Source organism: Sneathiella sedimenti, assembly GCF_017313765.1.
In the GTDB taxonomy this organism is placed as follows: Bacteria; Pseudomonadota; Alphaproteobacteria; order Sneathiellales; family Sneathiellaceae; genus Sneathiella; species Sneathiella sedimenti.
Genome location: NZ_JAFLNC010000001.1, coordinates 947,652 through 970,594 on the forward strand (window position 1 = coordinate 947,652; position 22,943 = coordinate 970,594).

Annotated in this window: 26 protein-coding genes; 17 read left to right on the forward strand and 9 right to left on the reverse strand. The window is 55.5% G+C overall.

Annotated features, from left to right (window positions below; translation table 11 throughout):
- The first annotated feature begins 59 nt into the window (after positions 1-59).
- Together J0X12_RS04485 and J0X12_RS04490 are read left to right on the forward strand one after the other, a co-directional pair.
- Positions 60-746 carry an EI24 domain-containing protein gene (locus J0X12_RS04485; protein WP_207042658.1) on the forward strand — a complete coding sequence of 229 codons (687 nt, stop codon included), beginning with the start codon at positions 60-62 and terminating at the stop codon, positions 744-746.
- Positions 746-1,246, forward strand: coding sequence for a hypothetical protein (locus J0X12_RS04490; protein ID WP_207042659.1), 501 nt, complete (start codon positions 746-748; stop codon positions 1,244-1,246). Before J0X12_RS04485 ends, J0X12_RS04490 begins: the two co-directional genes overlap by 1 nt.
- A gap of 25 nt (positions 1,247-1,271) precedes the next feature.
- On the opposite strand, the gene nth is transcribed toward J0X12_RS04490, so the two are convergent.
- The gene (gene nth / locus J0X12_RS04495) at positions 1,272-1,907 is read right to left on the reverse strand and encodes an endonuclease III (protein WP_207042661.1); all 636 of its coding nucleotides are present in this window, start codon (positions 1,905-1,907) and stop codon (positions 1,272-1,274) included.
- Between the two features lie 109 nt (positions 1,908-2,016).
- On the opposite strand from nth, the gene J0X12_RS04500 reads away from it, so the two are divergent.
- A complete protein-coding gene (locus J0X12_RS04500) occupies positions 2,017-2,553 on the forward strand; it encodes a DUF2244 domain-containing protein (RefSeq protein ID WP_207042663.1) in 537 nt (178 codons plus the stop codon).
- Here J0X12_RS04500 and dapB read toward each other — a convergent pair.
- From dapB to dnaK, 3 genes are all read right to left on the reverse strand, one after another.
- Complete coding sequence (dapB, locus tag J0X12_RS04505; RefSeq protein WP_207042665.1) at positions 2,517-3,329, reverse strand: 4-hydroxy-tetrahydrodipicolinate reductase; 813 nt, start codon at positions 3,327-3,329, stop codon at positions 2,517-2,519. The genes J0X12_RS04500 and dapB overlap by 37 nt on opposite strands.
- An 81-nt stretch (positions 3,330-3,410) precedes the next feature.
- Positions 3,411-4,547 carry a molecular chaperone DnaJ gene (gene dnaJ / locus J0X12_RS04510; RefSeq protein WP_207042667.1) on the reverse strand — a complete coding sequence of 379 codons (1,137 nt, stop codon included), beginning with the start codon at positions 4,545-4,547 and terminating at the stop codon, positions 3,411-3,413.
- Between the two features lie 101 nt (positions 4,548-4,648).
- Complete coding sequence (gene dnaK, locus J0X12_RS04515) at positions 4,649-6,568, reverse strand: molecular chaperone DnaK (RefSeq protein WP_207042674.1); 1,920 nt, start codon at positions 6,566-6,568, stop codon at positions 4,649-4,651.
- Positions 6,569-6,849: 281 nt separating this feature from the next.
- Here dnaK and rarD point away from each other — a divergent pair, with 281 nt between their 5' ends.
- Positions 6,850-7,809, forward strand: coding sequence for an EamA family transporter RarD (gene rarD, locus J0X12_RS04520; RefSeq protein WP_207042676.1), 960 nt, complete (start codon positions 6,850-6,852; stop codon positions 7,807-7,809).
- Between the two features lie 15 nt (positions 7,810-7,824).
- On the opposite strand, the gene grpE is transcribed toward rarD, so the two are convergent.
- Positions 7,825-8,472 carry a nucleotide exchange factor GrpE gene (grpE, locus tag J0X12_RS04525; protein WP_207042677.1) on the reverse strand — a complete coding sequence of 216 codons (648 nt, stop codon included), beginning with the start codon at positions 8,470-8,472 and terminating at the stop codon, positions 7,825-7,827.
- Between the two features lie 12 nt (positions 8,473-8,484).
- On the reverse strand, positions 8,485-9,513 hold the full coding sequence (gene hrcA, locus J0X12_RS04530) for a heat-inducible transcriptional repressor HrcA (protein WP_207042679.1): 1,029 nt from the start codon (positions 9,511-9,513) through the stop codon (positions 8,485-8,487).
- A gap of 127 nt (positions 9,514-9,640) precedes the next feature.
- Between hrcA and rph the strand changes: the two genes are divergently transcribed.
- The 3 genes from rph to hemW are packed head-to-tail and all read left to right on the forward strand — an operon-like array spanning position 9,641 to position 12,136.
- Positions 9,641-10,357, forward strand: a complete 717-nt coding sequence (rph, locus tag J0X12_RS04535; RefSeq protein ID WP_207042681.1) for a ribonuclease PH — start codon at positions 9,641-9,643, stop codon at positions 10,355-10,357.
- Positions 10,354-10,977 (forward strand): RdgB/HAM1 family non-canonical purine NTP pyrophosphatase, encoded by a 624-nt coding sequence (gene rdgB / locus J0X12_RS04540; RefSeq protein WP_207042689.1) that lies wholly within the window; start codon positions 10,354-10,356, stop codon positions 10,975-10,977. The genes rph and rdgB overlap by 4 nt, the downstream gene beginning before the upstream one ends.
- Positions 10,955-12,136 (forward strand): radical SAM family heme chaperone HemW, encoded by a 1,182-nt coding sequence (gene hemW / locus J0X12_RS04545; protein WP_207042691.1) that lies wholly within the window; start codon positions 10,955-10,957, stop codon positions 12,134-12,136. Before rdgB ends, hemW begins: the two co-directional genes overlap by 23 nt.
- Here hemW and J0X12_RS04550 read toward each other — a convergent pair.
- Complete coding sequence (locus tag J0X12_RS04550) at positions 12,128-13,573, reverse strand: penicillin-binding protein activator (RefSeq protein ID WP_207042692.1); 1,446 nt, start codon at positions 13,571-13,573, stop codon at positions 12,128-12,130. The two genes, hemW and J0X12_RS04550, sit on opposite strands and share 9 nt — an antisense overlap.
- A gap of 139 nt (positions 13,574-13,712) precedes the next feature.
- On the opposite strand from J0X12_RS04550, the gene J0X12_RS04555 reads away from it, so the two are divergent.
- From J0X12_RS04555 to J0X12_RS04570, 4 genes are all read left to right on the forward strand, one after another.
- Positions 13,713-14,096: a YraN family protein gene (locus J0X12_RS04555; RefSeq protein WP_207042694.1), complete on the forward strand. Its 384-nt coding sequence runs from the start codon at positions 13,713-13,715 to the stop codon at positions 14,094-14,096.
- Positions 14,097-14,172: 76 nt separating this feature from the next.
- Positions 14,173-14,766, forward strand: a complete 594-nt coding sequence (locus J0X12_RS04560; RefSeq protein WP_207042696.1) for a BON domain-containing protein — start codon at positions 14,173-14,175, stop codon at positions 14,764-14,766.
- A gap of 76 nt (positions 14,767-14,842) precedes the next feature.
- Positions 14,843-15,799, forward strand: a complete 957-nt coding sequence (gene gshB, locus J0X12_RS04565) for a glutathione synthase (protein WP_207042698.1) — start codon at positions 14,843-14,845, stop codon at positions 15,797-15,799.
- Between the two features lie 87 nt (positions 15,800-15,886).
- Positions 15,887-17,410, forward strand: a complete 1,524-nt coding sequence (locus tag J0X12_RS04570) for a YifB family Mg chelatase-like AAA ATPase (RefSeq protein WP_207042700.1) — start codon at positions 15,887-15,889, stop codon at positions 17,408-17,410.
- A 5-nt stretch (positions 17,411-17,415) separates the two neighbouring features.
- On the opposite strand, the gene J0X12_RS04575 is transcribed toward J0X12_RS04570, so the two are convergent.
- Positions 17,416-18,192, reverse strand: a complete 777-nt coding sequence (locus J0X12_RS04575) for a tetratricopeptide repeat protein (RefSeq protein ID WP_207042702.1) — start codon at positions 18,190-18,192, stop codon at positions 17,416-17,418.
- Between the two features lie 78 nt (positions 18,193-18,270).
- Here J0X12_RS04575 and J0X12_RS04580 point away from each other — a divergent pair, with 78 nt between their 5' ends.
- Genes J0X12_RS04580 through J0X12_RS04595 form a run of 4 tightly spaced genes read left to right on the forward strand, consistent with a single transcriptional unit; the run spans position 18,271 to position 20,806 of the window.
- Positions 18,271-18,999 (forward strand): SIMPL domain-containing protein, encoded by a 729-nt coding sequence (locus J0X12_RS04580; protein WP_207042703.1) that lies wholly within the window; start codon positions 18,271-18,273, stop codon positions 18,997-18,999.
- A gap of 1 nt (position 19,000) precedes the next feature.
- Positions 19,001-19,867, forward strand: coding sequence for an SDR family oxidoreductase (locus tag J0X12_RS04585; RefSeq protein WP_207042705.1), 867 nt, complete (start codon positions 19,001-19,003; stop codon positions 19,865-19,867).
- A 43-nt stretch (positions 19,868-19,910) separates the two neighbouring features.
- Positions 19,911-20,495, forward strand: coding sequence for a TetR/AcrR family transcriptional regulator (locus tag J0X12_RS04590; protein WP_207042707.1), 585 nt, complete (start codon positions 19,911-19,913; stop codon positions 20,493-20,495).
- Entirely contained in the window at positions 20,492-20,806 is a 315-nt protein-coding gene (locus J0X12_RS04595; protein ID WP_207042709.1) for a hypothetical protein, read from the forward strand. Before J0X12_RS04590 ends, J0X12_RS04595 begins: the two co-directional genes overlap by 4 nt.
- On the opposite strand, the gene J0X12_RS04600 is transcribed toward J0X12_RS04595, so the two are convergent.
- Positions 20,801-21,373 carry a TlpA family protein disulfide reductase gene (locus J0X12_RS04600; RefSeq protein WP_207042711.1) on the reverse strand — a complete coding sequence of 191 codons (573 nt, stop codon included), beginning with the start codon at positions 21,371-21,373 and terminating at the stop codon, positions 20,801-20,803. The two genes, J0X12_RS04595 and J0X12_RS04600, sit on opposite strands and share 6 nt — an antisense overlap.
- A gap of 39 nt (positions 21,374-21,412) precedes the next feature.
- On the opposite strand from J0X12_RS04600, the gene argH reads away from it, so the two are divergent.
- Both argH and J0X12_RS17320 read left to right on the forward strand, forming a co-directional pair.
- The gene (argH, locus tag J0X12_RS04605; RefSeq protein WP_207042712.1) at positions 21,413-22,813 is read left to right on the forward strand and encodes an argininosuccinate lyase; all 1,401 of its coding nucleotides are present in this window, start codon (positions 21,413-21,415) and stop codon (positions 22,811-22,813) included.
- Entirely contained in the window at positions 22,810-22,935 is a 126-nt protein-coding gene (locus tag J0X12_RS17320; protein ID WP_237687945.1) for a lipoprotein, read from the forward strand. The genes argH and J0X12_RS17320 overlap by 4 nt, the downstream gene beginning before the upstream one ends.
- Positions 22,936-22,943 lie beyond the last annotated feature (8 nt).

Consider the following 22,943-nt stretch of genomic DNA (forward strand, 5'->3'; position numbering starts at 1 on the left):
GTCAGGTAGCGCTTACATGAACCGGAGTAAATTTGATTTAACAAGCAAGAGGACGCATTTTGTTTTCTGCAATTAGCAAGGCCATCAGGCAGCTCGATGACAAGGCGTTTCGCTCGGTTTTATTGAAAGCCCTGGCGTTGACCGCTGGTATTTTCATTCTCGTCGGCTTTGGTGCGTCCGAGGCATTTTCACTTGTGCCCGAGTTCGAGTATGGCTGGCTTAACACGGTTATCAGCTTTCTGGCCGGCCTCGGGTTTCTGCTCGGCGGGTTTTTCCTTTTTCCACTGGTAATCAGTGCCCTGATCGGTCTCTTTCTGGATGATATCTCCGATGCGGTCGAGAGAAAGCACTATCCACAGGATGATCCGGCGCATGATTTGCCGATCCTGTCGAGTATCTGGGATGCGGTTAAATTCCTCGCCCTAGTCATCGCCTGCAATCTCATTGTGCTGCCGCTCTATTTCATCCCGGTGATTAATCTTTTCGTCTATTACCTGTTGAACGGCTATCTGATCTCGCGCGAATATTTCCAGATGGTGGCGATCCGCCACCACGATGTGGAGGAAGTGACCCGTCTTCGAAAGACCAATGCGTCGGAACTTTATCTGATGGGCATTGTCATTGCGTTCTCACTCACCATTCCGATCCTTAACCTGATCGCGCCGATCATTGCGACAGCGGCGATGGTCCATCTCTATAAGAAACGTGTCGGCAGCGTGCCCAAGAGCAGGGAACTGGTTGCCTGATGAAGAAGGCCCTTGCGATCTTTGTCGTACTCACCCTGGGGTTGTCGGCCTGTGCGCAATCACCTGCAACGGTAAAAACGGACGCCGCTCCTCCGAAAACTGCCGTTTCTTCTCAACCGGCAAAGCCTGCCGTGACTCAATCACCGACTCCAAAGGAAACTCCCAAGCCGCCGGTTGTTGCGGCGATTAAGCCCCGCGCCCAGATAGAGCCAACGGTTGTTGTCGGTAAAACTGCAGTTGAGATACAAGGGGCGTTTGGCGATCCCAACCTAAGGCGAATAGATAGTCCCGCCGAAGTCTGGCAGTATCTCGCGCAGGAATGTGCGATGCATCTTTTCTTTTATCCCGGACCCTCGGGTAAGGGACTTGTAGTTCGCCATATCGCCATTAACGGTCGGAGTGTCGATACCTTCTCGGATCTTGACCGCAAGCAATGCTTCAATGATCATTTAAAGGCAGTCGGCGCGGAAGAAGCCTTTATCGCCAGGAAGGCGTCCTGATGCCAGACCGTCGCTGTGTCCTGTATTACGCCAGAGTTTTGCCCTTGAAGGCGCAGAGATCGGCGACGATGCAGCGGTAGCATTCGGGCTTGCGAGCCTTGCAGATATAACGCCCATGCAGGATCAGCCAATGATGGGCATGACGGAGAAATTCCTTCGGGATTTTCTTCTCCAACTTCTTTTCGACTTCCAGCGGCGTCTTGCCCGGCGCAAGTCCTGTCCGATTACCGAGGCGAAATAAATGCGTGTCCACCGCAATCGTCGGATGCCCGAAGGCGATATTGAGCACGACGTTCGCCGTTTTTCGGCCCACGCCGGCCAGTTTCTCAAGTTCCTCGCGGGTTTCGGGCACTTTGCTGTCATGGTCCCGGATCAAGGCTTCACACAGCTTGATCACGTTCTTCGCCTTGGTCTTATAGAGCCCGATGGTCTTGATATAGTCGCGTAGGGTATCTTCCCCGAGCGCGAGAATTTTTTCCGGCGTATCGGCAACGGCAAACAGCGGTCCCGTCGCCTTGTTCACCCCTACGTCTGTGGCCTGCGCAGAAAGAACCACGGCAACCAGAAGAGTGAAGGCGTTGACGTAATTCAGCTCACCTTCCGGTTCGGGGTTGTTTTCCTCAAGGCGGCGAAAAAACTCGTGAATATCTGCTTTTTTCATGGCAATTTTTCCTGCCTTGAGTGAAATGACGTAAAATTGACGGCTTCTAATCCTTAGTTATTGGCATAGGCGGAATTTATGCGCAATAATCAATATGGAGGATCAAGCGATGCCAACGGCAGATGACAGGACGACGGAGAACGACGCGCAGACAAAAGCGGAAGGTTCCTTCTTTATGGCTCTTTATCCTAACCGGAGTTTGTCGCAGTCTGGTTTTGTATTCCTGATGAGCAGCGTTGCCTTGGTGAGTTTCATCTCGGGAATGGCCTTCCTGTCCATGGGGGCCTGGCCGGTTTTAGGCTTTTTCGGGCTGGACGCACTCCTGATCTACCTTGCTTTCCGGCTTAATTTCCGCGCCGCCCGGCGTTATGAGACGGTGGATATCCGAAATGATGTCTTCACCATTACGCGCATCGCGCCTGACGGTGCCGCGAAGGTGGAAGTGTTCGACGCCTATTGGGCGCGGGCGATGCTCGAGAAAGGGCGGCTCTGGGTGACGAACCGCGGAAAAGTCTACGAAATCGGTACCTTTCTCGGTGAAGATGAAAAGATCGAGGTGCAGGAATTGATCGCGATGGCGCTTGAGACTTACCGCAAGGGTGGTCTTCTTCAGTCACCCAGCCCGAGAACGTCCATCATATCATAATTTCCGGCCGGCTTGTCCTTCGCCCAGAGCGTGGCACGCACGGCACCTCGGGCAAAAATGGACCTGTCTCCTGCCTTGTGTGTCAGCTCGATCCGTTCATTCTCTGCGGCAAACATGACCGTATGATCGCCCACCACATTACCGCCGCGCAACACCGCATAGCCAATATCGCCGCGTTTGCGGGCGCCGGTAATGCCGTCCCGGCCGCGATCGGCAACACTATCATGGTCGACGTTGCGCCCAGCGGCGGCGGCCTTTCCGAACAGCAGCGCGGTTCCCGAGGGTGCGTCGACCTTGTGATGGTGATGCATTTCCAGAATTTCGACATCAAACTCATCATCGAGAATGGCGGCAACCTTGCGGGTGAGCTGGGCCAGCAAGTTGACACCAAGGCTCATATTTGCGCCCTGGACAATGACAGCCTTGTCTCCGCAGGCGGTAATCTCGGCCTGTTGCTCATTGTTGATTCCGGTTGTCCCGATAACAAGAATCTTACCGCTGTTTGCGGCCAGCTTCGCATGGGTAACAGAGGCTGCAGGTGTCGTGAAATCGATCACTGCATCGGCTTCTTCAAACAGTTTTTCAGTATTATCTTTGATCAGAATGCCCGAAGGCTCCAGTCCGGCGAGGGCATGGATATCCTTGCCGATGGCCGGGGAACTGGCGGGCTCGGTCCCACCGATTATCTCGCAGCCAGCCGTTGCAGTGACCTGCTTTACCAGCATCCGGCCCATCCGTCCGGCCCCACCGACGATACCAATTTTTAAGTCGCTCATGTCACAATACCTCTATTATCGCGCCACAGGATGTAGCACAGTCAGAAGAATGTGGCGAGATGGTAATATCGCGACGGTGCGTCAGTCCTTCAGGTCGGCGAGGAAATCCTTGACCCGGGAGAAGAAGCCTTCTGATTCGGGGCTATGGGCACCCTTGCCCTCCGCTTCGAATTCCTTCAGCAATTCCTTCTGGCGCTTGCTCAAGTTAACCGGCGTTTCAACGATGGTATGGATATACATATCGCCGTGACTATGGGAGTTCATGATCGGCATACCCTTGCCGCGCAGACGGAACTTGCGCCCGGACTGGGTACCGGCGGTAATGCTGACCTTGGCGCGCGCTCCTTCCAGGGTCGGAACCTCGATATCGCCGCCCAAGGCCGCTGTCGTCAGCGGAATGGGAACGCGGCAATGGATATTCTGGCCATCACGCTGGAATATTCTGTGATCCTGAACGGTCAGGAAAATATAGAGATCACCGGGAGGTCCGCCGCGCATACCGGCTTCGCCTTCACCGGAAAGGCGGATGCGATTGCCGTCATCGACGCCGGCGGGAATATTGACAGAGAGGGTTTTTTCCTTGTTCACACGGCCCTGGCCACGGCAGGTTTTACAGGGGTTCTTGATAACCTGGCCCTGTCCCTGACATGTGGGGCAGGTGCGTTCAATGGTGAAGAACCCCTGCTGCGCCCGGATCTTGCCCATGCCCTGACAGCTGTCGCAGGTGGTTGGTTCCGAACCGGCTTCCGCACCTAATCCATCGCAGCTTTCGCAGGGGGCGGTTGTCGGGATCTTGAGTTCCATCTTTTTGCCGTGATAGGCATCTTCGAGGGAGATTTCGAGGTTATAGCGCAGGTCAGAACCGCGCGGTGCACGGGATCGCCCGCCACCTTGGGCGCCGCCCATGAAATCGCCAAAGAGGTCTTCGAAAATATCACTGAAGCCGCCGCCCATACCGCCAAATCCGCGTGCCCCGCCCGGGCCACCGCCATTTTCAAAGGCGGCGTGGCCATACTGGTCATAGGCGCTGCGTTTTTGCGGGTCCTTCAGGATTTCGTAGGCTTCGTTAACTTCCTTGAAGGCGGCTTCGGCGCTGCTGTCATTGGGATTGCGGTCCGGATGATATTGCATCGCCTTCTTGCGATAGGCGGATTTGACTTCAGCGGCGTCAGCATTGCTTTCCACCCCAAGTACTTCGTAATAATCGCGTTTGGCCATCTTTTATCAATCACTTAACGAATGCCGCCCCGACCCGGATTTCCGGGATCGAGGCGGTATGTTAGAAGACAGGATTGTAGCGGGTTCCCCCTAAGAAATCCTTACTTGTCCTTTTTGTCTTCGTCGACTTCCTCGAAGTCCGCGTCGACAACATCATCATCGGAGGCGTTGCCCTGTTCCTGACCTTCGCCTGCGTTGCCTGCGTCGGCCTGGTCGCCCTGCGATTGCGCATAGAGCGCTTCGCCGAGCTTCATGGAGGCAGCCTGCAGAGCGTCCATCTTGGCCTTGATGGCCTCGATATCGTCGCCTTCCTTGGCTTCTTTCAGCTCATTGAGCGCAGTTTCGATCGGCGCTTTCACGTCATCGCCCACCTTGTCGCCGTTTTCCTCAAGGGTTTTTTCCGTCGCATGGACAAGGCTGTCTGCCTGGTTCATGATCTCGACTTTTTCCTTGCGGGCCTTGTCTTCGGCAGCATGCTCCTCAGCATCCTTGACCATCTTCTCGATATCATCTTCGCTCAGTCCGCTGGAAGCCTGAATCTGGATCTTCTGCTCCCGACCGGTACCTTTGTCTTTCGCCGAGACATTGACAATACCGTTCGCGTCGATATCGAAGGTTACCTCGATCTGCGGTACACCACGCGGTGCCGACGGGATCTCGGTCAGGTCGAAGTTGCCAAGCAACTTGTTGTCGGCCGCCATCTCGCGCTCACCCTGGAACACCCGGATGGTCACGGCCTGCTGGTTGTCTTCGGCAGTTGAGAAAGTCTGGCTCTTCTTCGTCGGGATCGTCGTATTCCGGTCGATGAGACGGGTAAAGACACCTCCCAGCGTTTCGATACCGAGGGAGAGCGGAGTCACATCGAGCAGCAGGACGTCTTTCACGTCACCCTGCAGCACACCGGCCTGAATGGCCGCGCCAATGGCGACGACTTCGTCCGGGTTCACACCCTTGTGGGGTTCGCGACCAAAGAAGGTTTTAACGGCCTCAATAACCTTGGGCATACGGCTCATACCGCCGACCAGGATAACTTCGTCGATTTCACCTTTTTGCAATCCGGCATCTTTCAGTGCTTTTTCGCAAGGGGCGAGCGTACGCTTGACCAGATCCTCGACCAGACGCTCGAACTGAGCGCGGGTCAGCTTCAACTGCATATGTTTCGGGCCGGAGGCATCCGCCGTGATAAAGGGCAGATTGATTTCTGTGGACTGGGAGGACGACAGCTCGATCTTCGCTTTTTCCGCGGCTTCCTTCAGGCGCTGCAACGCCATCTTGTCGGAGCGCAGGTCGATGCCCTGTTCCTTCTTGAATTCATCGGCGAGATAGTCAACCAGTTTCAAGTCGAAGTCTTCACCACCGAGGAATGTGTCACCATTGGTGGAGCGGACTTCAAAGACGCCATCACCGATTTCAAGGATGGAGACGTCAAACGTACCGCCGCCAAGGTCATATACGGCAACGGTCTGGTTCGCCTTGTCCATGCCATAGGCGAGCGCGGCTGCTGTCGGTTCGTTGATGATGCGCAGGACTTCAAGACCGGCGATCTTGCCTGCGTCTTTCGTGGCCTGACGCTGGGCGTCGTTGAAATAGGCGGGTACCGTGATCACGGCCTGGCTAACGGTTTCACCGAGATAGCTTTCCGCCGTTTCCTTCATTTTCTGAAGGATGAAGGCTGAAATCTGGCTCGGAGAGTATTTTTCGCCGCGGGATTCCACCCAGGCATCACCATTATCCGCCTTTACGATCTCGTAGGGGACCATTTCTCTATCTTTTTGAGTGGTCTTGTCGTCAAACCGGCGGCCGATAAGGCGCTTGATTGCGAAGAAAGTATTTTGCGGGTTTGTTACGCCCTGACGTTTCGCGGATTGTCCAACGAGTTTTTCGCCGTCTTCCGTAAAGGCAACCATTGACGGGGTCGTCCGGGCACCTTCTGAATTCTCAATGACCTTTGCATTCTTGCCATCCATAACGGCGATGCAGGAGTTGGTCGTTCCCAAGTCAATTCCGATTACTTTAGCCATCTTATCCTCTTTAATATTGGCAGATCTTCACAGCCACCTTATGCACCGTGGCGATCCCCAGGATTTAAAACGTGTAAGTCTGTTGCCGTGTATATAAGTTCGAAACAAATTCAGTGCAAGGGTCGGAGTGGTCCTGCACGGACATAATGTTGAATTCAAGAAACCAGATGTGGCGTGCAAGCCGCGGCATGGCTGCCATGCTTAATCCTCTCTTTACCTTGTCAGCAGGCTCTGATACGTGCAATAGACGATATTTCTAGAGCCTATAACAGGGATTCCGTGTGACAACTGAACCGTCCAGCCGCGACAGCGGCGCCCCCTTCAGTTTTTTCTCTCCTGACGAGACCCGTGGACTATTGAGTGCGTTCGGCGCCTTTCTCGTTTGGGGCTGGTCCCCGGTCTATTTCAAGTGGCTCTCACATGTCTCCCCTATAGAGATTATTTCTCATCGTATCATCTGGTCATCGCTGTTTGTCCTGCTCCTGATCGCGTCAACGCGGAAAATCGGGCAGATTCTGGAAATTTATCGGGATCCGCGCCGGCTTTATGTTTTTGTCCTGACCACATTGTTGATTGGCGGGAATTGGCTGACCTTTGTCTGGGCCATTACCAATGACCGCATCCTGGAAGGAAGTCTCGGCTACTATATTAATCCCCTGGTTAATATCCTGCTCGGCATGATATTTCTGGGTGAGCGGGTCAATAAATGGCAGACGGTGGCCATTTTATGCGCTGTAGCGGCAGTCACCATCCTGACGATACAGGTTGGCTACCTGCCTTGGGTTGCTCTTGTCCTCGCATTTTCTTTCGGGTTTTACGCCCTGCTTCGCAAGAAAGCCGGTGCGGACAGCGCTGTTGGCCTCGTCGTCGAGACGACTTTGCTGTTTCCGGTGGCACTCGGCTTCCTGTTGTATCTGACGTTCACGGCGGATCCCGCGACCTCATCGGAGGCGCCAACAGGGTTTCTGTTCGATACGGGCACTTTGCTGCTGCTGATCGGCACGGGCGTGGTGACGGCGGTTCCGCTCATACTCTTTACCACTGCCGCAAAGTACCTAAAATTCACAACGATCGGCATCTTGCAGTATCTGTCGCCGACCATGCATGTCTTTATTGCCGTGTATCTTTATAACGAACCCTTTGATCAGTCGCGCCTGTTTGCCTTTGCGCTAATCTGGATCGGACTTATCATCTATAGTGTGGATGGTTACCGGGGGCGGCGTCGCCCCGCGGCAATCTAGGGTGCAGCTTTAAGGTTACACCTTTTCATCGATATGTGTTTCAGCACGCTTCTGGCCGCCCTTTGAGACACCGACCATTGCCGGACGCAGGAGCCGGTCTGCAATCACAAAGCCAGCCTGGGTCACCTGTAAGACAGTGCCAGGTTCGACAGAGGGGTCTTCAATCTCGTACATCGCCTGATGCAGGTTGGGATTGAATTTTTCGCCCATGGGGTCGATCTTGCGGATCTGGTGTTTCTCTAACGTATTGAGCAGTTCCGATTCCGTCATTTCAATGCCCGGCAGCACATTCTTTACATCCGCATTCTCGCGTGCGGAATCGGGTATGCTCTCGATTGCGCGCCGAAGGTTATCGGCAACCCCCAGAATATCCCGGGCAAACTTGGTCACCCCGTAAGTATGCGCATCCTGCTTCTCGCGTTCAGCCCGGCGGCGCATATTTTCAACATCCGCCATTGCCCGGAGCAGCTTGTCCTTCAGATCGGCAATCTCGGCATCCTTCTGCGCAATGATATCGACCTCGCCCGACTCTTCAGGCGCACCAGTCTCTTGCGCTGGACTATCTTCATCCTGCGTCACGGCGTCAGCCGGGGCCTCTGCCTCGTTTGACAAATTTTCATTCTCCTCCTGATCATTCAGGGGGTGCTGCTTTGGTTCATTCATTGTGTCTGCTTCCTAATCCAGCAATTTACCGATTACCTTTGCCGTATAGTCCACCATCGGGACGATACGCGCATAGTTTAACCGCGCCGGGCCAATCACACCGATGGCGCCGACGACCTGTTCTTGGCTGTTATGATATGGAGAAATAATCATTGATGTGCCGGAAAGCGAGAAAAGATTATTCTCCGAGCCAATAAATATTTTTACACCACTGCCTTTTTCAGCCAATTCCAGCAATTTGATCCGCTCTTTCTTGACTTCAAGCGTATCGAACAATTCCCTGATTTTCTCAAGATCTTCAAGAGCCTGAACATTCTGCAACAGGTTCGCGTGGCCACGGACGATCAGGGTTTCCCCTCCACCCCAGCTCGCAATGTCGTGGGCGATGAGGTCCTGCGTCAGGTCATCGAGTTCGGCCTGATGATTGTCCAGTTCACGCTGGATGGCCTCTTTAGTCTCATGCAGCGTACGTCCGGCGAGTTTCGCGTTGAGGTAGTTGGCCGCTTCCCGCAGGCCGGAATCGGTGAGGCCCGGCGGAAGTTCGATGGCCCGGTTCTCGACCATCCCGTTGGCGGTTACTATGATCACCAGCGCGCGGTCGACGCCAAGACGAACAAATTCAATCTGCTTGACCGAGCTATCGCTTTTCGGGGCAATCACCAGCGAGGCGCAATTTGAGAGACCGGAAAGCATCGTCGAGGCCTCAGTGAGCATTTCCTCCATATTGCGCCCATCAACGGCGCAGCGTGCCTTGATATCGGCGCGCTCCGCCTCCGTCAGGTTGCCAATCTCCAGTATACCATCCACGAACAGCCGCAGCCCCTGCTGGGTAGGTAGTCGCCCGGCCGAGGTATGCGGTGAGTAAAGGAGACCGGCATCCGCCAGATCCGCCATAACATTGCGGATCGAGGCGGGCGAGAGGTCAAGTTCAGTGATCCGCGACAACGTGCGTGAGCCGACAGGTTCCCCGGTATGCATATAGGTTTCCACTATATGCCGGAAAACGATGCGGCTGCGTTCATTAAGTTCCTGTATCGACATGCCGATTTCGTCACAAAGTGGAAGTTCAGTTACTGTCCTTGAATGTAGTGACGCGGGAGGCTTGCGTCAATCTGGTGCAACAGGTACAAATGGCGCCAATTCAAATATTCAAACTAAAGGAAGTTTAATGCGCCCCTCTGGCAGAGCCCCCGACCAATTGCGTGAAATCATCATGGAGCCAGGCTATGCCAAGAATGCCGAGGGTTCCTGCTTCATAAAATGTGGCGATACCCACGTGCTCTGCACCGCGAGTGTCGAGGAACGGGTGCCGCCCTTCCTGCGTAATACCGGAAAAGGCTGGGTGACCGCGGAATATGGCATGCTGCCGCGCTCCACCGGTTCGCGGATGGGCCGGGAAGCCGCGCGTGGAAAGCAGCAGGGCCGGACTGTGGAAATCCAGCGGCTGATCGGCCGTTCGTTGCGGGCGCTGGTCAACTTCGAAGGCTTCGGAGAGCGGCAGATCACGGTAGACTGCGATGTAATTCAGGCTGATGGCGGCACGCGCACGGCGTCGATCACCGGCGCATATGTCGCGCTCTATCAGGCATTTGACAAACTAGTAGAGCAGGGGAAAATTCTTGAAATCCCGATGAAGGGCCAGGTGGCGGCTGTTTCCTGCGGTATTTATAAGGGAGCCCCCGTTCTCGATCTTGATTATCCCGAAGACAGCAACGCGCAGGCCGATGCGAACTTCGTCCTGACATCCGATGGACAGATTATCGAGATCCAGGGCACAGCGGAGGAAGATCCTTTTTCAGAAGCAGAATTCGGATCCCTATTCACGCTCGCCAAAAAGGGTGTTAAAGAGCTATGTGCCCTTCAGCGTCAGGTCCTCGGCATTTGAGTGACCATCGGAAATTTGACGGCGGCAAGCTGGTTGTCGCCAGCCACAATCCCGGCAAAGTCCGAGAAATTGGGGAGTTGCTGGCGGCCTTTAATGTAGAACCGGTCTCGGCAGGGGAACTCGGCCTGCCGGAGCCTGTTGAGGATGGCGATACCTTTATTGCCAATGCCGAGATTAAGGCGCTGGCCGCGGCAAAGAGTGCGAATATGGTGGCGCTCAGTGATGATTCCGGCTTTGCGCTGGACGCCCTTAACGGTGCGCCCGGTATTTATTCTGCGCGCTGGGCGGGCCCGACAAAGGACTTTTCCCTTGCTATGCAAAAGGTTGAGGATGAACTTCAAATGAGTGGCGCCGTGACGCCGGATAAGCGAACGGCGCACTTCATTTGCGCCCTCACCCTTGCCTGGCCGGATGGACATATGGAGAGTTTCGAAGGCCGTGTTGCAGGCACAGCCGTCTGGCCGCCGCGTGGTGACAAAGGTTTCGGTTATGATCCGGTTTTCATGCCCGATGGCTACGATGTCACCTTCGCCGAAATGGAACCGGAGGCGAAGCATGCGATGAGCCACCGGGCTGATGCCTTCCGGCAATTGATCGATGCCTGCTTTAACAGACAATAACGCCCCTGATCCCGGCTTTGGTCTTTATTTTCACTGGCCCTTCTGCCGGAAAAAATGCCCGTACTGCGATTTCAACAGTCATGTGCGCGAGGCCGTCGACCAGCGACGCTGGACGATGGCGCTGCTGCGGGAGCTGGATTGGTTCGCGGAGCAAGCTTCCAGAAAGAGGCTCACCAGCATCTTTTTTGGCGGCGGCACGCCATCGCTTATGGCGCCGGAAACCGTCGCGGCGCTTATTGAGGGGGCAAGGTCGCGCTTCACTTTCGCCGATGATATCGAGATCACGATGGAAGCCAATCCGACCTCAGTTGAGGCGGCGTCTTTTGCCGCTTATCAGCGGGCAGGTGTGACCAGACTCTCCCTCGGCGTTCAGTCGATGCGGGATGAGGCGCTCAAATTTCTGGGCCGTGAGCACTCGGTGCGCGAAGCTCTGCAGGCCATCGAAACCGCGCGGGAGAATTTCCCCAATATATCCTTCGACCTTATCTACGCATTGCCGGATCAGACTGTTGCGGATTGGCGGCGTGATCTGGAACAGGCGCTGTCTCTTGCGGGGGATCACCTTTCGCTCTATCAGCTGACGATTGAACCGAATACCGGGTTTGCCGGCGCAGTCAGGCGCGGCGAATTCACGATGCCGGCAGAGGAGAATGCGGAAGAGCTTTTCGAGGTGACGCAATCCATTTGCGCTGCCGCTGGCCGACCGGCCTATGAAATATCGAATCATGCCAGATCGGGTTATGAATGCAGGCATAACCTCACCTATTGGCGCTATGGCGAATATATCGGCGTCGGCCCCGGTGCGCATGGACGGCTGCTCTGTGACGGCGTCCGGACGGCGTTTCAACAGAAGAAGCGCCCGGAAAGCTGGCTTGCTGCAGTTGAGGCGGCGGATCATGGCACCGAGATCACAGAACCGCTTACCCATCGGCTCGAATGCGCGGAGGAACAGTTGTTGATGGGACTACGCCTTGACGAAGGGGTTTGGTTCGAGAATTTTTCTGCTGCCATCGGGGCGCCAATGACGGACTTTCTGCAACGGGACAGGCTGGATCAGCTCATTCAGGCGGGGTTGATGCAAATGAATGAACAAAGGCTTCGCGCGACCGACCGCGGCCGCCTTGTCCTGAATAGCCTGCTGCCCGAAATCCTAGTTTAACGCCGGAGCGAAACTTTCGGGTTCCGGTTCAAGGACCAGCTGGCTTTTCGGGCCGACTTCCAGCACCGCAAGGCCGCGCTCGGCAATGCCATTCTCTGGAAAACGGAAAATTCCGTCATATCCCGTGAACCCGCTTGGGTTTTCAATGGCCTCGCGTGTAAACCGTATTTCCTTGGGATCCAACGCCATCACTCCGGCTAGCGCCATGGCATCATAGGCAAGGCTGGCGATGCGGGACGGCTGATACCCGTAGAGGTCAGCAAACCGCTTTTGAAAGGCGGCTGCTTTTTTCGGAGCAGGAGCGGAGAACCAGCCGCCAACCAGTGCCGGCTCTGCCGAAAGCGACGGATCTTCCCACAGCCCCGTGCCAAGGAACTGCACAACCTCCGGATCGATATCGTAATAAGAGAGGAGGGAGGCCAGCTCTTTCAGTCGGGCACCACCTTCGGGGATAATCAGCGCATCAAAGGTGACTTCGCCAAATGTGTCCAGCTTTTCGAGGCGTTTGACGTAGGCCTTCGACTCATCATCTTCCTTCTTGCGGTAAAGCTCGATTTCTTTTTCCAGCTGCTTCTGGCGTAGCGTGTAATCCCCCAGGATTTTGGCAATCTCGTGCAGGTCCTGTGACCCGGAGGGAACGTCTGTCGGATATCGCACGGTCCGATCCAGAGACAGGCCGAGAGCGGTCGTCGTCTCGGTCACATTCTTGATGACGGCGTCTCCATAAGGGGAGCTTGGGGCCAGGACGGCAAAATTAAACAGGCCCTGTCGGTAAGCGAATTCCATGACACGCTGAATTTGCTGGCCAACCGTCAGTCCCATGACATAAACGCCATCCCCGGCGACTGTCGTGTCCGTCGAAAAGGTTATGACATTGACGCCGCGTTCCCGTGCGAGGGGGCGCACCGTGGCGACAGAGGAGGAAAAGAGGGGCCCGAGAATAAGCTCGGCGCCCGAGACCAGCGCTTCCGCTGCGGCACTTTCCGCCCCGCGCGGCGTGCCCTTGGTATCGAATGGGAGCAGTTCCAGTTGGCTGTTTCCAAGATCGAAAAGGGCGATGTTCGCAGCTCGCAACAGGTCATTTCCGACGGCAGCCGTCGGTCCGGAGAGTGGTAACAGGAGAGCAATCTTTATCCGTTCATTCGCTACCTGTTTCGGTGCGCGCAGCCCGATTACCGCGGGAGCAGGATCTATCAGGCGGGTGAGCGGATCGACAGTCGGGGTGTTTGACAGATCTTCAGTAGACGGTGTGCCTTCCGGCGGCAGCAGATCCTTCAGATCTTGGGTGCCGGTCGTCTTTGTGCTATCATCTTTGATATCTTTCTGGTCTGTCCCGGCAATTTTCGCCGGCTGACAGGCAGACAAGAACAAGGCGAGAAGGCCGACAAGGCCCACATAAGTAAGGGAGTTCCAATTTCGTTTGAGGCGGGATGTCATGACAGAATTCGCGGGAAACAAATTTTCACTCCGTAGGTCTTCTTGTGAAATTTCTGATCTGAAAGACTAGGTAACCCCCGTAACCGGGGCAAGCAAATTGTTGATGGTGGTACTTTAAACAGGATCATGGGGCGACATTTTGGCACATCTCTCGAAAGAAGCGCTGAAAAGAAAACGCCGCCGCGCGTATTTTCGGGGTCGCGCGGCTGAATTCCTTGCGGCGAGCGCACTTCGGTTGAAAGGTTATCATATTGTCACCCGCGGCTATCGCAAGCCCTTCGGCGAAATAGATATCATTGCCCGGCGAAACAACATGCTTATCGCTGTTGAAGTCAAGGCCAGGGCGCGAATCGCTGAGGCAGCGGAAGCTGTCAGCCCGAAACAAAAACGCCGCATCACGCGCGCCCTCGAGGCGTTTGTCATGGAACGGCCGAAATTTACTGGTTTCAATGTGCGCTTCGATGTGTTGCTTGTTACGTCCCTTTGGCACTGGCCGCGCCATATCGAAGGGGCCTGGGAATAGGGGTGGAAGAGACTCTTTTATCCGGAACGAATTGGATTTATAGTAACGGGACATTTATAGGTAAAGGCGTACCGGTATGAAATTTGTTGTTTATGCTCTCCTTGCTCTGTCATCCCTTATTGCGTTAGGCGGCTGTGCTCCGACGGTTATCCTCGGCGGAGCAGCGATCGGTGGCGTCGCCGTGGCGGAGGAACGATCCGTTGGGACTGTTATTGATGACGCGACCATCAAAACGCAGGTGATGAACGCAATTTTCCAGAAAAGTGAACCGATGTTTACTTCGACTTCGACGACTGTGATCGATGGTGTCGTCCTGATAACCGGCGAAGTGCCGACTCCAGAGGATCGGATCACGCTGACCCGCCTGATCTGGGGCGTGAAGGGCGTCAAGGAAGTGCATAACGAGGTTAAGGTCGCGAATGGCGAGTCGGTGGGTAACTTTGCTTCCGATAGTTTGATCACGACGAAGCTTAAATTGCAGCTCTTGCGCGACGCAGAGATTATGAACATCAACTATTCTGTCGAGACAGTGGATGGAACTGTCTATCTGATGGGGATCGCCCAGGATGAGGCGGAACTCCAGCGGGTAAAAAATCACGCCAAGGATATTTCCGGCGTCCGCAAAATCGTCAGCTATGTAAAAATGAAATCTGAACTGAACTCGGCTTGAACTGACGACCCGGGCAGGATAGGGTCCCTGCCAAGAAAATCAGCGGCGCATCACTTTATCGAAAAGGTCGGAAATAATGAGTCTTGCCGTAGCCATTCAGATGGATCCCATCGAGAAAATTGATATCAACGGGGACAGCAGCTTTGTCCTTGGCCTGGAGGCGCAGGCGCGCGGCCATGGCCTGTTTCATTATGGCCCCCAGGACATGTCCTTCTCACAGGGGCGGATTGTCGCCAATGCCCGCCCCATCTCGCTCCGCCGTGAGCCGGGCAATCACTATACCGCCGGTGCGGTCGAACGCATCGATCTCGCAACTATGGATGTTGTGCTGATGCGACAGGATCCGCCCTTTGATATGTCCTATATTACCGCGACCCACCTACTGGAACATATCCACCCACAGACCTTGGTCGTCAATGATCCGGTAAGCGTCCGGAATGCGCCGGAAAAACTTTTCGTCACTCATTTCGATGGCATCATGCCGCCAACGCTGATCTCCTCCAATCTTCAGGAGATCAGGGAATTCCGCGCTGAATTCAAGGATATCATCATCAAGCCGCTTTATGGCAACGGCGGCGCAGGCGTGTTTCATCTCAAGCCGGAAGATGAAAACCTGTCGGCACTGTGCGAGATGTTCACCCAATTCTACCGCGAACCGATGATTGTGCAGAAGTACTTGCCCGAAGTGCGCGAAGGTGACAAACGCATTATCCTCGTGGACGGGGACCCGGTCGGCGCCATCAATCGCGTCCCGCAGAAGGGGGAGGTTCGCTCCAATATGCATGTGGGGGGGCAGGCCGTGAAATCCTCCCTTACGGCGCGCGAGGAAGAGATATGCAAAGCCATCGGCCCCGCGCTAAAAGAGCAGGGGCTGATCTTCGTCGGGATCGACGTGATCGGGGATTACCTTACGGAAATCAATGTGACTTCACCTACAGGGCTGCAGGAAATAAACCGGTTCGATGGCGTCAAGCTTGAGAGCGTTATCTGGGACTGCCTCGAGGAAAAAGTCGGCCGCTCCTCGTCTTACTAGGTAACATCTCCCAAATTTTAACCATGAAGATTTTTCGGACACATGCTATCGTTGTGCGCACAACGATATATTGAACCGAAAATTGATATGCAGGCGAAGATTAAGACCGTGGCCTTTCAGGGCCTCGATGTGCGCGAGGTGGATGTACAGGTGATGATGGCCTCCGGGCTGCCTGCCTTCACCGTTGTCGGCCTTGCGGACAAATCCGTCGCCGAAAGCAGGGAGCGCGTGCGTGCGGCGCTGACGTCCCTCGGCATTGGTTTGCCGCCCAAGCGTATTACTGTCAATCTCGCCCCCGCCGACCTGCCGAAAGAGGGGGCGCACTATGATTTGCCCATTGCGCTTGGCATCCTCGCAGCAATGGGCGTTCTCCCCTCCGACGCTCTGGATGACTATTATGTTCTCGGAGAGCTTTCCCTGGATGGAAGCTGCAATCCGGTGACCGGCATCCTTCCGGCCGCAGTGGCTGCCGTGGGCGAGGACAAGAATATCATCTGCCCGGAAGCATCGGGACCAGAAGCGGCCTGGGCCGGTGATCTTACGGTGCTCGCGCCTGCTAATCTTCTCGCGCTAATCAATCATTTTAAGGGAACGCAGGTCCTCACCCCGCCGACCCATGGGGACATTGTCGATGAAGCGTTATCTCTGAAGTTGGAGGATATCAAGGGTCAGGAAACAGCGAAGCGCGCCCTCGAAGTGGCGGCGGCGGGCGGGCATAACCTGCTCATGACTGGCCCGCCGGGGTCCGGCAAGTCGATGCTGGCGGCGCGGCTCCCCGGTCTGCTGCCCCCCCTCGATGCAGCGGAAGCGCTAGAGGTCAACATGATCGCCAGCATCGCCGGTGAAATGAAGGAGGGTCGGCTGTCCCGCCGGCGCCCCTTTCGCGACCCGCATCATTCGGCGTCGGTTGCGGCGATGGTCGGGGGTGGTCGTGGTGCGAAGCCGGGAGAGGTCTCACTTGCCCATCTCGGCGTTCTGTTCCTGGATGAGCTGCCGGAATTTAACCGGCAGGTGCTGGAATCCCTGCGTCAGCCGGTGGAAATCGGCAAGGCGGTGGTGGCGCGCGCCAATCTTCATGTCACCTATCCCGCAAGCCTGCAACTGATCGCTGCAATGAACCCTTGCCGTTGTGGCCATCTCGATGATCCAGCGCAGGCCTGCGCGCGGGCACCGAAATGTGCCCTTGAATATCGCTCCCGTATTTCCGGGCCAATGCTTGACCGGATCGACATTCATGTGGACGTACCTGCCGTCTCGGCAACCGATCTGACCCTTCCACCACCGACGGAGACAACGGAGATCGTTGCTGCCCGTGTTGCTCGCGCCCGGGAAATTCAGCGGGAACGTTATCGCGATATCGATCACCCGACGCCGATGCGAACAAATGCGGACGCGGAAGGTGAGGTGCTGGAACGGTTTGTCCAGCCGGATAAATCCGCCACGGCCTTGTTGCAGGACGCCATCGGCAAACTGAAACTTTCCGCGCGCGGCTATCATAGGGTGTTGAAGGTCGCGCGCACCCTTGCCGATCTGGCGGAGAGTGAGCCGGTCACCAGGGCCCATATCGCCGAGGCGCTGGAATATCGCCGCCGCCTCGCAATGAATGGCTAGCGCTGTTATTTATCCTTATTGACGTCGAGAGCTTCCAGGTGGCGCCGGGCTTCATCACCTGCGGGGGTATTGGTTGCAAGCTCCAGAACGCGCAGCCAGTCCTGTCGGGCCTGGTCCCGCTTACCGGATTTCTCGTAAAGAATGCCTCGCTCTATCAGGGCGTCCGGAAGATCAGGTTCTAAGGAGAGAGCCAATTCCACATCCTCAAGCGCGCGTGCGTCGTCGCCGAGATGACGCCAGACGGCGGCCCGGAACGTCAGAGCATCATGTCGCACCGGATCGAGCTTGAGGGCGAGATCGAGATCGTTGAAGGCCCCTTTATAGTCCCCGACTTTCGCCAGAATTCGGCTGCGGTCAATCAGCAGGTTGATGTTTTCGGGCTCGATTCCCAGCCCCGTTGTAGCCACTGCGTTGGCCCGGTCATATTGTTCAGCCAGCAGCCAGACATTGGCCGCCTGCGTCAATACCGGCACCAGGAGGGGGGAGCCGGCCCCCTGCATGTCTTCCGCCAGTTCTTCCAGTGTCAGCGCTGCATGATCATATTTCTTCATGGCAACGAGCGCGAGGGCGACACAGTGGCGGGCAGGAAATCCTCCCCCGGCATCGCGCCAGGCAAGCGCGGATTCAAAGGCCTTTTCCGGCTCCCGCCGGGTCAAAGTCAGGCAGACCTCGTACTCGCTTTCCTGTGTACGCACGCCATCCAGCGCGCCGGCCGCCGACGTGAGGAGTGGCCGAGCGGCCAGCGATATGGTAAGTGCCATGAAAAAGGTTAAAAATCGCACGATTATAAAATGCCTTAAATTGGTCTTGATTCGATCCTACATGCCGAATACTGGACTGATTACATTGGGAGTTCTAACATGAACAGACTGGTTGTTGCCACTATCGCTTTTTTAAGTTTCGTCCCCCTTGCGGCGGCTGAAATGCCTCATAAGCCTGCTATGATGCAGGATCAAGTTGTCCTAAATTTGACGACGGAAGGATGGGTCAAGACAGATACGGCGCGAGTGTCGGTCTATGTAGAACTCGTGCAGCAGGAAGAAGCAGCCGCGGCCCTTAAAGACCGTATCGATGGATCGCTGCAATCTCTTGCGAAGGATGTGGACTGGCGTATTACCTCTTCCCGTCAGCAACTTGACCAGACGGGGCTTAACCGCTGGTATGTAAGCGCGGAAGCGCGTATCCCCGAGGCGGCATTGGCAGGCCTGCAGGATCGGGCGAAAGACGCGAGCAGCCCGGGGTACAAGGTGACAATCTCGGATGTTGATTTCACGCCGTCCCTGGCGGAATTTGAAAAATTGCGCGCGGACCTGCGAGAGCAGATTTACCAGCAAGCCCTTGATGAGGCATCGAGACTGAACAAGGTGATGCCGGGCGCGGACTATCATGTCCGCAAGGTCGATTTTGTACAAATTTATGCGATGCCGGCGATGGAAGCCGCCCAGCGCCCGATGATGATGAAATCCGGCATGGCGGACGCAGCCTCCGGCTCGCAGGGGGGGGCCGAACTTCTAGTTTCCGTCAAGCAATCGGTTTCGGCGCAGGTCGTTCTGGGCCGGTCCGAGATGCCAGCGGCACCAAAGGAGTAGCATGACCAACAGATTGTTCTGTTTTGGCTTCGGCTTTACGGCCCGCCAGATTGCTATGGATTATCCTCATTGGCAGGTGATGGGCACGGGCCGGTCCCCTGCTGATGATGAGGGAAAAGGGGATATTCCCCTCTTTCCCTTCCGCCGGGATCAACCTATCGGGAATTTCACGGATATTGCGGCGGATGTCAGCCATATCCTGCTCTCCATCCCACCTGACGAGGAAGGGGACCCGGTTTTTGACGTCATGGCGCCAGAAATCCTGCGCCTTAAAAACCTGAAATGGATAGGCTACCTCTCTACAACCGGCGTTTATGGTGACCTCGATGGGGGCTGGGTAGATGAAGCAAGTCCTTACAACCCTTCAGGCGAAAGGGGCAGGCGCCGCATGCGGGCTGAGCAGGCCTGGCGCGGGCTCCATGAGACGAAAGGCCTGCCGGTTCATATATTCCGCCTTCCCGGTATTTATGGCCCCGGACGGAACCAGCTGGTATCCCTGAAGAACGGAAAAGCCCGGCGAATCGCAAAGCCCGGCCAGATATTTTCGCGCATTCATGTGGCCGATCTGGCGACAATTCTCGTGGCCTCGATGGAGATGCCGAACCCCGGTGCGATTTACAATGTTGCCGATGACGAGCCGTCACCGCCGCAGGATGTGGTTGCTCATGCGGCAAAACTTCTAGGAGTGGAACCGCCGCCCCTGATCGACTTCAAGACCGCGGATCTCAGCCCAATGGCGCGTAGCTTCTATTCGGACAGCAAACGGGTCAGCAACGCAAAAATCAAATCAGAACTTGGGGTTTTGCTCAAATTTCCTACATATAGGGAGGGTTTGGCGGCTTTGCTTGACGGCGGAATCGGTATATAACCATTCTCTAGACTGTTTTTTTGACGTCCGTATGGATCGGTAAATGGCTCGAACGAAATGCTTTAATCGCGACGAGGCGCTGGAAAAAGCCATGCAGGCTTTCTGGGCCAAGGGCTATGAGGCGACCTCGGTTCAGGACCTGGTCGACTGCATGGGCATCAACCGTGGTAGTCTTTATGATACCTTCGGAGACAAGCACCAGCTGTTTCTGGAAGCGCTGGATCAATATGGTACCGGGGCGCTGCTGCGCACGGATGTGTTGCGTCATGAAGGCGATGCGCGCGAAATTCTCTCGAAATTCATGTATGTCTTTATGCAGAAGCAGGTCATGGACCCGAAACGTCGGGGCTGTTTCATGACCAATGCGGCGGTTGAGCTATGCTCCCGTGATGATGAATGCGCAGAAAGAGTGCGGGTCTTCTTCGAGGATATGGAAGATGCATTAAAAGAGTTGATCAGCCGTGGCCAGCGCGACGGCACCTTCAAGACAAAGCGCGACGCGGCCAGCCTTGCCGCCTTTTTTGTGGGTGTGATGCAGGGAATGCGGGTTGTTGGCAAAGTAAACCCGAACGAGAAAGTTCTCGGTCCCATGGTAGATGTGGCGCTGACGGTTCTGGACGGAGAATGACCGACCTTGGCATTGATCTGTGGGGCGCGGCGTTTCAGGCGGTGTCATTCCTCTGCCTTATGGCGATTCCCTGGACAGACGGTAAAATCCGGATATTTGTGGCTTTGATGGCGGGTGCCGGGATTCTTTCCATACTGGCTTTCCAATTCTATATCGGCGTAGAAAAGCATGATTACGGGCTAGGAATGGACCTGATGATGATCACCTTCCTCAATGCCGTTTTCTATCTCGCGATTAGCTGGGGGGTGGAACGTGTGTTTCGCCTGTTTTTGCTCAAGCGAAAAAAGGACCGCTCGCCACCGCCGTCATGACCCGCGTATCACATGATTGATCAGCGCCTTGGCTTCAGGCGCATCCCATTCTGCCGGCCCGACAAGGCGGCCAACTTCCTCCCCCTTGGCATTAAGCAGTATGCTTGCCGGGAGGCCGAAAACCCCGGCGCTGCGACCGGATTTGACTGTTTTGTCGTTTAGCGGCGCAAGGTTTTTGATGTTCAGCTTTTCAAAGAAAGTTGTCACTTTCTCCATTCCCTGTAAATCCTGGCCAATCGCGAGCACTACAAATTCATCACCACCGAGCGCTTCTTGAAGCCGGTCAAGGCTCGGCATTTCCTTGCGGCAGGGCGCGCACCAGGTGGCCCAGAAATTCACAAGGATCACTTTCCCTCGGTAGTCGGAAACCCGCTCCTCTTCTCCCTCGGCGTTCAGAAAGGTAAAATCCTTGAATGGACGTGGTGCGTCGTAAGGAGCAAAATTCTGCATTTCGCCCGTGAGGAGCGCGCTCAGATTTTCAGAGAAAGCTGTTGATGTTCCCGCTACAAGCCCTGTAAATGTAAGCAAGAACAGCAGGCCTGTGAATTTCATGGGTTTTGTCGTCATTAAATTTATACATCCACGTGTTACAAAGTGAGCCCGATTATGAGCGCAAACGAGCTTTGGGGTGGCAGATTTGCCAAAGGCCCCGCCGAAATTATGGAACGGATCAATGCCTCCATTGACTTTGACCGCCGGCTCTATGCCCAGGATATAATGGGTTCGATGGCGCATTCCAGTATGTTAATGGCCTGCAATATCATTTCCGAGGCTGATGGTCAGAAAATTCAGGAAGGCTTGCAGACAATTCTTCGTGAGATAGAGGCCGGGAACTTTAAGACCGACCCGGCGCTTGAAGATATCCATATGCATGTGGAAGCACGCCTGCGCGAGCTGATTGGCGATGCGGCAGGGCGGCTGCATACGGCACGTTCCCGCAATGATCAGGTGGCGACGGATTTCCGGCTCTGGGTGCGGGATACCATGGATCATCTGGACAGAGAGCTCGCGGATCTGGTGGATGCACTGCTCGATCAGGCCGAGGCCGAGGCGGATACCGTGATGCCGGGATTCACCCACCTGCAGGCAGCGCAGCCGGTGACTTTTGGTCATCATATGCTGGCCTATGTCGAGATGTTCGCGCGCGATCGCGGACGACTTGCAGACGCGCGTTCGCGCCTGAATGAAAGCCCCTTGGGTTCCGCGGCACTGGCGGGTACCTCCTTTCCGATCGACCGGGAGATGACGTCCAAGGCACTTGGATTTGACCGGCCAACCGCCAATTCCCTTGACGGTGTGTCGGACCGCGATTTTGCGCTGGAGTTTCTGAGTTTTGCCTCCATCTGCTCGATGCATTTGTCGCGGTTGGCCGAGGAAATCGTTATCTGGTCGAGTGCTCAGTTCCGCTTTGTTGAATGTTCCGACAGCTTTTCGACCGGCTCCTCCATCATGCCGCAGAAGAAGAACCCCGACGCAGCAGAGCTGATCCGCGGGAAGGCCGGACGGAGCGCAGGTGCCTTCACCTCCCTCCTGATGATGATGAAGGGCCTGCCCATGACCTATGGCAAGGATATGCAGGAAGACAAGGAACCGGTCTTCGACGCGGCCGACAATCTGCAGCTTTGTCTTGCCGCCATGAGTGGGATGATCCGTGATATCAAGGTCAATGGCGAGGTGATGACAGCGGCCTCCGGCGCAGGGTTCACCACCGCGACAGACCTTGCGGACTGGCTTGTGCAGAAACTTGATATGCCCTTCCGTCAGGCCCATCATGTGACGGGCGCTCTTGTAAAGCTGGCGGAAGAGAACACATGTGGGCTTGAAGATTTGTCCCTTTCGCAGATGCAATCGGTGGAAGGCGGCATTACTGAGGAAATTTATAAAGTGCTCGGTGTTCAGAATTCCGTTGCCAGCCGCGTAAGCTATGGTGGCACGGCCCCTACCAAGGTACGGGAGCAAATCGCACGCTGGAGAGAAAAGCTGGGCCAGGAAGGAGGCGGAAAATGAAACGGGTGCTTCTTGGTGCAATCATGATGGTGGTTACTGTCGGATTTCTTTCGGGCTGCGGCGTGAAAAGCCCGCCAAAATATTCACCGGATACGCAAAAGTCCGAACAGAAGAAAAGCTAGTTTTAGAA

What these genes read in the sequence shown, in the direction of transcription:
- J0X12_RS04580 (WP_207042703.1), top strand. Translation starts at nt 18,271, where the DNA reads ATGAACAGACTGGTTGTTGCCACTATCGCTTTTTTAAGTTTCGTCCCC.
- hemW (WP_207042691.1), top strand. Translation starts at nt 10,955, where the DNA reads ATGCCTGCTTTAACAGACAATAACGCCCCTGATCCCGGCTTTGGTCTT.
- gshB (WP_207042698.1), top strand. Translation starts at nt 14,843, where the DNA reads ATGAGTCTTGCCGTAGCCATTCAGATGGATCCCATCGAGAAAATTGAT.
- J0X12_RS04550 (WP_207042692.1), bottom strand. Translation starts at nt 13,573, where the DNA reads ATGACATCCCGCCTCAAACGAAATTGGAACTCCCTTACTTATGTGGGC.
- grpE (WP_207042677.1), bottom strand. Translation starts at nt 8,472, where the DNA reads ATGAATGAACCAAAGCAGCACCCCCTGAATGATCAGGAGGAGAATGAA.
- J0X12_RS04490 (WP_207042659.1), top strand. Translation starts at nt 746, where the DNA reads ATGAAGAAGGCCCTTGCGATCTTTGTCGTACTCACCCTGGGGTTGTCG.
- rph (WP_207042681.1), top strand. Translation starts at nt 9,641, where the DNA reads ATGCGCCCCTCTGGCAGAGCCCCCGACCAATTGCGTGAAATCATCATG.
- dapB (WP_207042665.1), bottom strand. Translation starts at nt 3,329, where the DNA reads ATGAGCGACTTAAAAATTGGTATCGTCGGTGGGGCCGGACGGATGGGC.
- dnaJ (WP_207042667.1), bottom strand. Translation starts at nt 4,547, where the DNA reads ATGGCCAAACGCGATTATTACGAAGTACTTGGGGTGGAAAGCAATGCT.
- J0X12_RS04585 (WP_207042705.1), top strand. Translation starts at nt 19,001, where the DNA reads ATGACCAACAGATTGTTCTGTTTTGGCTTCGGCTTTACGGCCCGCCAG.
- J0X12_RS04590 (WP_207042707.1), top strand. Translation starts at nt 19,911, where the DNA reads ATGGCTCGAACGAAATGCTTTAATCGCGACGAGGCGCTGGAAAAAGCC.
- J0X12_RS04500 (WP_207042663.1), top strand. Translation starts at nt 2,017, where the DNA reads ATGCCAACGGCAGATGACAGGACGACGGAGAACGACGCGCAGACAAAA.
- J0X12_RS04570 (WP_207042700.1), top strand. Translation starts at nt 15,887, where the DNA reads ATGCAGGCGAAGATTAAGACCGTGGCCTTTCAGGGCCTCGATGTGCGC.
- hrcA (WP_207042679.1), bottom strand. Translation starts at nt 9,513, where the DNA reads ATGTCGATACAGGAACTTAATGAACGCAGCCGCATCGTTTTCCGGCAT.
- dnaK (WP_207042674.1), bottom strand. Translation starts at nt 6,568, where the DNA reads ATGGCTAAAGTAATCGGAATTGACTTGGGAACGACCAACTCCTGCATC.
- argH (WP_207042712.1), top strand. Translation starts at nt 21,413, where the DNA reads ATGAGCGCAAACGAGCTTTGGGGTGGCAGATTTGCCAAAGGCCCCGCC.
- J0X12_RS04560 (WP_207042696.1), top strand. Translation starts at nt 14,173, where the DNA reads ATGAAATTTGTTGTTTATGCTCTCCTTGCTCTGTCATCCCTTATTGCG.
- J0X12_RS17320 (WP_237687945.1), top strand. Translation starts at nt 22,810, where the DNA reads ATGAAACGGGTGCTTCTTGGTGCAATCATGATGGTGGTTACTGTCGGA.
- J0X12_RS04595 (WP_207042709.1), top strand. Translation starts at nt 20,492, where the DNA reads ATGACCGACCTTGGCATTGATCTGTGGGGCGCGGCGTTTCAGGCGGTG.
- nth (WP_207042661.1), bottom strand. Translation starts at nt 1,907, where the DNA reads ATGAAAAAAGCAGATATTCACGAGTTTTTTCGCCGCCTTGAGGAAAAC.
- J0X12_RS04600 (WP_207042711.1), bottom strand. Translation starts at nt 21,373, where the DNA reads ATGACGACAAAACCCATGAAATTCACAGGCCTGCTGTTCTTGCTTACA.